The organism is Sulfolobus sp. B1, assembly GCF_007050195.1.
In the GTDB taxonomy this organism is placed as follows: Archaea; Thermoproteota; Thermoprotei_A; order Sulfolobales; family Sulfolobaceae; genus Saccharolobus.
Map to the genome: position 1 here is coordinate 1 of NZ_QIMI01000117.1, position 5,039 is coordinate 5,039.

General features: G+C 36.2%; 3 protein-coding genes and 1 pseudogene. 3 read left to right on the top strand and 1 reads right to left on the bottom strand.

Features of this window, described 5'->3' with window-relative positions:
* Window positions 1-1,308 (bottom strand): AMP-binding protein (locus DMP16_RS07790; RefSeq protein WP_143577059.1); only part of this gene is annotated, 1,308 nt, incomplete at its 3' end.
* Window positions 1,309-1,487: 179 nt separating this feature from the next.
* On the opposite strand from DMP16_RS07790, the gene DMP16_RS07795 reads away from it, so the two are divergent.
* The 3 genes and pseudogenes from DMP16_RS07795 to DMP16_RS07810 all read left to right on the top strand — a co-directional run.
* The gene (locus tag DMP16_RS07795; RefSeq protein ID WP_069284363.1) at window positions 1,488-2,486 is read left to right on the top strand and encodes a R2-like ligand-binding oxidase; all 999 of its coding nucleotides are present in this window, start codon (window positions 1,488-1,490) and stop codon (window positions 2,484-2,486) included.
* 165 nt (window positions 2,487-2,651) lie between these two features.
* Entirely contained in the window at window positions 2,652-3,263 is a 612-nt protein-coding gene (locus DMP16_RS11035) for a hypothetical protein (RefSeq protein WP_069284362.1), read from the top strand.
* A gap of 534 nt (window positions 3,264-3,797) precedes the next feature.
* Window positions 3,798-5,001, top strand: a pseudogene (locus DMP16_RS07810) (acyl-CoA dehydrogenase family protein); the annotation flags it as partial.
* Window positions 5,002-5,039 lie beyond the last annotated feature (38 nt).

The following is a 5,039-nucleotide window of genomic DNA, read 5'->3' on the forward strand; positions in this document are numbered from 1 at the left end:
AGAATCAATAACACCAACATCACCACTCCTCCACCAACCATCCTCAGTAAAAGACTTAGAAGACCTAGGATCATCAAAATACTCCCTAGCAATCCAAGGACCCCTAAACCACAACTCACCAACACTCCTACCATCCCAAGGCAAATCACCACCAGAAACAGGATCAACCAACCTAACCTCAACACCAAACACTATCAAGCCTTGTTTCATCTTAAAGAACTTCTCATCAAGAGATAGTTGTTGCATCTCAGAAGTCTTTTCAACTGCTGCAGAAACTAATGGGCTAGTCTCAGTCGCTCCATAGCCTTGATATGCTTCTATTCCGTATTTAGCAAGTTCCTTAACGAGAAAAGCCGGTGGTTCTTGACCACCTATCCCTATCTTCAGTCCCCTTAAATCGGGTTTTGGTTCCAGCTTTTCCAATCTTCTCAGTAGCTCTAGGACTACAGTTGGTACTGCAGCTGTTCTTGTTACCTTGTAATTGATTATGTAATTAGTTATGGTTTCTGGACTAAACCTTCCCGGGTATATTTGCTTACATCCTTCTATAGTTGCAGCAAATGGGGTTCCCCAACCATTAGCGTGAAATATCGGTACAACTTGTAATAAGACATCCTTTGGATTGAAGTCATGTGCTACAGCCATTGCATGAAGAATAACTGATCTATGTGAGTATAAAATACCCTTAGGTAGCCCCGTTGTACCAGAGGTAAAGGCTGCGTAAGCTGCTGTTTTCTCATCTATTTCTTCAAATTTTCTGTTTGGTGAATGAGATTTTATCAATTCCTCATATCCGTAAAGATCTCTCGGTAAGGAATCTCTAATATTTTTCAATTGCTCTATTTCCTCAATAGGTTTATCACTCATTACTACTGCGAAATCAAATTTATGCGATTTAGAGAGTATTTGTGCCAATTGAAGTAAGGAATCGTCAACCAATAATCCTCGTGCCTTAGTGTGTTCAACAATATATATTAGATCTGAAGGGGGAAGACGAAAGTTCAAGTGTAATAGAGTTGCCCCCAATGAAGGAAGGGAGAATAATGATTCAAAATATCTATGATCGTTCCAGTCTAATATAGCTACAATATCACCAGCTTTGACGTTCATTTCTTTTTCGAATGCGTTAGCCATGGTAGACACTCTTTTGTATATCTTTCCGTAATTTAATACATGAAACTCTCCTCCTACTAACCTTCTATCAGAGATTATTTCCGTTTCACGATGCACTTTTGCCGCGTATTCGAGTAATTTATGAACGTTTAATTGCCAATCATCGTTTGTAGTAGATTTTAAACCCTTTATCATTGTTAAATTTTAGATGATAGTATCTTATATTCTTAACTCTCTATAATTTACCTAAAAATAAAAAATTATGAATTTATACCCTAGGATCCCCTAAATCGCCTTATATATATAATAGCCTCTTAATTAATTTAAAATAGCAAAGTTTATATTGATCAAAACTAATTGAAACAAGAGGACTTATGGGAGTAATAAATCCTGATTACGGAAACGAGAACAAGGAGGGAAAGATTCTTCATAAAAAGTTTAAGTCAACGGTTGAAGGTATTGATTGGAACTCATTCCCAATGAGACTTTTCGAATTAGGAGAAAAATTAAGGTGGAACGCTTATGAGTTAGATTTTTCTCAAGATGCTGAACAATGGAAAAATATGAAACCATCAGATAAGATGCAGACCAAGGTTACATCTTCGTACTTCATTGCCGGTGAGGAATGTGTGGCAAGGGATATATTGCCATTAGCTCAAGTCATGGAGGAGTTAGGATTTGTTGAAGAAACTTTATATCTTACTCAATTCGCTAGGGATGAGGCCAATCACACTGTAGCCTTTAGGAGATGGTTTGAGAGCGTGGGAGAAACCGAAGGAATATATGAATATACATACCAAAACGAGCCTTATAGAAAGCTGTTCTATGAAATAATACCAACTAACATGAGGTCATTATATAAGGATCCATCTCCTGAAAATATCATAAGAGCAGTAGTGTCATATATGTTTGTAGCAGAAGGGATCTTAGCTGAAACTGGATATTATGGATTTGTGAAGGGTTACGAAAAAGTTTTGCCAGTATTACCGGGACTATACAAGATGGTAAAACTAATTGTAAGGGATGAGGCTAGACATATATCTTTTGGAGCCTACGTTGCCGCGTTAATGATCTCTATGCATGGTGAGAGATTATTAAAAGAGTTCATTAACTACTTTAATTCATTATCTCAAGAGGTTGCATTTCCTCTGATTGAAGTTAATAGAAAAATATTGCTTTCACCTAAATGGAGGGATGAAGATATTGGGCCACTGTTCAACTATTTTACTAAGAGTGATGAAGGATTCAAAGATGTTCTTGAGTTTGCTGGTAGAATGTTTCAGCAAAGATATGCAGTAATCGAGAAAGCTGTTAAGTTAAAGCCCGAACAAGTGAGAAGGATTCACCTAAAAGATTTTGGGTTACAAGATTAATTGAAAGAACCTATAAAAATTTTTTACTTGTCTATTTTAGAGAAAATTCCGTGTATGGAAAATAACTTCTTAATTTAAAAAATATTGATAAGTGTTATTAGGGGAGCTGACGTAAAATATCGAAAGTCATGAACCCTTATATTGTTATACAAATAAATAATATTAATGGAATCGTTCTTAGATGAAGCTGTTCAATGGACTGAAAACTTATCCATTTCCAAGATACCACACAAAAGCTTAGAGAACGCTAAATTAATGATCATAGACACTATTTCAGCGACGTTAGTATCATCCAGGTCTGAATGGAGTAAAAAGCTTGGCATTTCAAAAATCGAATCAGTGCTAGAGTTGTTTCCAATTCTCAGTGTAATGTATGATTACGATTCTACCTTACTATATTATGGTCATTTAGGTCATGGAATAACTGCAGCATCGTTATTCTCAATTCCCTACTTAAACGTCTCCGGCGAGGATTTAATGAAGTCAGCTATAGCGTCATCGGAAATTTCAGCCAGAGTTGCTTCTTCGTTATCCATAAGTAAGACTAGAGGGCAATCGATGACGTCTATTCACTCTCTATCGACGTCAATTGTTTTATCAGAATTATATAATACAAACTTAAAGAATTCGATTGGTTTATCATTAGGTTATATGATTAAACCAACGTTACATGGGTTTGTTAGTTTAAGTAAGCTTTATTCAGCGTCATTAGGAGTTGAAATGGGATATAAGGCCTTCAGAGTGTTGCATTTTGGGATTTTCATGATACAACGCTAAAAGATACTTCTTCAACAGCCATATCTGCCTCAGCTTTTCTTAAATTAGCTGAACTTTTCAATGAGGAAAAGTACAAGGAATTCGCTAAAAATACTGTTATAAGCCTTGTAGAGAATTATTTGACTGGTATTAAGGAAGGTGATGCTAGACCTCCTGGAATTTTAACTAATGGTTGCTATTTCAAGAAACGTGGGATAGGAGTTAATAGTGAACTTATATGGGGGGACTACTTTTTATTTGAATCTCTTCTAAAATTAGAGGGAAAGTTAACGAAATTAATCTAAATTATTGCTTTTTAAATGCTATGTTTCATTAAAAATCATTGCACTTGAAAGTGAAACATTTTTGTATGAATAGTTTATTTGATAGCAAAGGTTTTAATCGGTAGATGTATAGTTATTTTTTCATATAATTTATGAAATAGATATAAGAATATAGTGCTAATATTTAATGTGGGAATTAATGATTACATTCGAGTACTTCAGAATATAAGTTTATTAATGTTTCCTTCTTAAATTGATCTGTGAGTTAAAGTTGGTAGAAGCCTTACCGTGGTGGAAAGAAGAACATAAGAAATTAGCTGAAGAGGTAGAAAATTTTGTTGAAGAAAATAGGGGAAGAGCAGAGGAAGCATTATGGAGGAACGAATATCCCTTAGATCTACATAAGAAAGTTGTCGAAAAGGGATGGTGGGGTATTGTAATCCCTAAGGAGTATGGTGGAATGAATGGAGACTACACAAGTACGGCTATCCTTTCAGAGTATATAACCAACTTAGGCTCAGTGGGAGGAGTTTTCGCTACTACGCTCTTCGGGGGGTTATATCAGATTTTAAGGTTTGGAAATGAAGAGCAAAAGGCTAAGTGGTTACCTAAGTTCGCTAAAGGTGCTGTAGGGGCAGTATGTATTACGGAACCTTACGTGGGGAGTGATGCTGCTGGAGCAGAGACTGTAGCAGTCAAAGAGGGTGATAAGTACATATTAAATGGTAAGAAGAGATTTATAACTAACGCTGGTATGGCTGAGACATACGTTGTCTATGCTGTAACAGATCCTAGCCCTAAAGCAAGAAAATCTTACTCCCATCTCTCAGCCTTTATTTTAGAAAAAGGTATGAAAGGTTTTCATGTAGAAAAGATAAATGAACTTCAAGGGTTCGATGGATTATTAAACGGCTACTTAGATTTGGATCATGTTGAAGTCCCTGAGGAAAATAGGCTAAGCGAGGAGGGTCAAGGATGGTGGATCTTAGTTTCTGGGCTTAATTTCGAAAGGTTAGTAATAGGTGCTCAACAAGTTGGTTTATTAAGAGAATTAGCCAAATATGTTGCATTTTATACTAGGAGAAGGGTTCAATTTAATCAAACTACTTTTGAGTATGAAGCTAATCAATATAAGCTAGCGGATATATTAATTTCCTATAGGATAACCAGACTATTAACCTATTATACTGCCTATTTACTCGACCAAGGTATTGATCCAGTAATTGACGCAAATGTGTTAAAAGTATTTTCAACTGAGGCTGTTGAGAAAGCTTCTAGGGATGCTATCCAAGCTATGGGAGGGGATGGATGGACTAAGTTCTATCCAGTGGAAGGAATTTACAGGAACGCTAAGCTAGGAACTATAGGTGGAGGTACTAGTGAGGTTTTAAAGAGGTTTATAGTAAGATATTCTCTTACAGCATTGGCTGACGAGTTAAAGGCTCCGGTAAGACTCCCACATCTTGGAAATACCCTAAACTTATTCCACTCTTACCTGCACTTGTTACTACTA

What these genes read in the sequence shown, in the direction of transcription:
- DMP16_RS07795 (WP_069284363.1), top strand. Translation starts at nt 1,488, where the DNA reads ATGGGAGTAATAAATCCTGATTACGGAAACGAGAACAAGGAGGGAAAG.
- DMP16_RS11035 (WP_069284362.1), top strand. Translation starts at nt 2,652, where the DNA reads ATGGAATCGTTCTTAGATGAAGCTGTTCAATGGACTGAAAACTTATCC.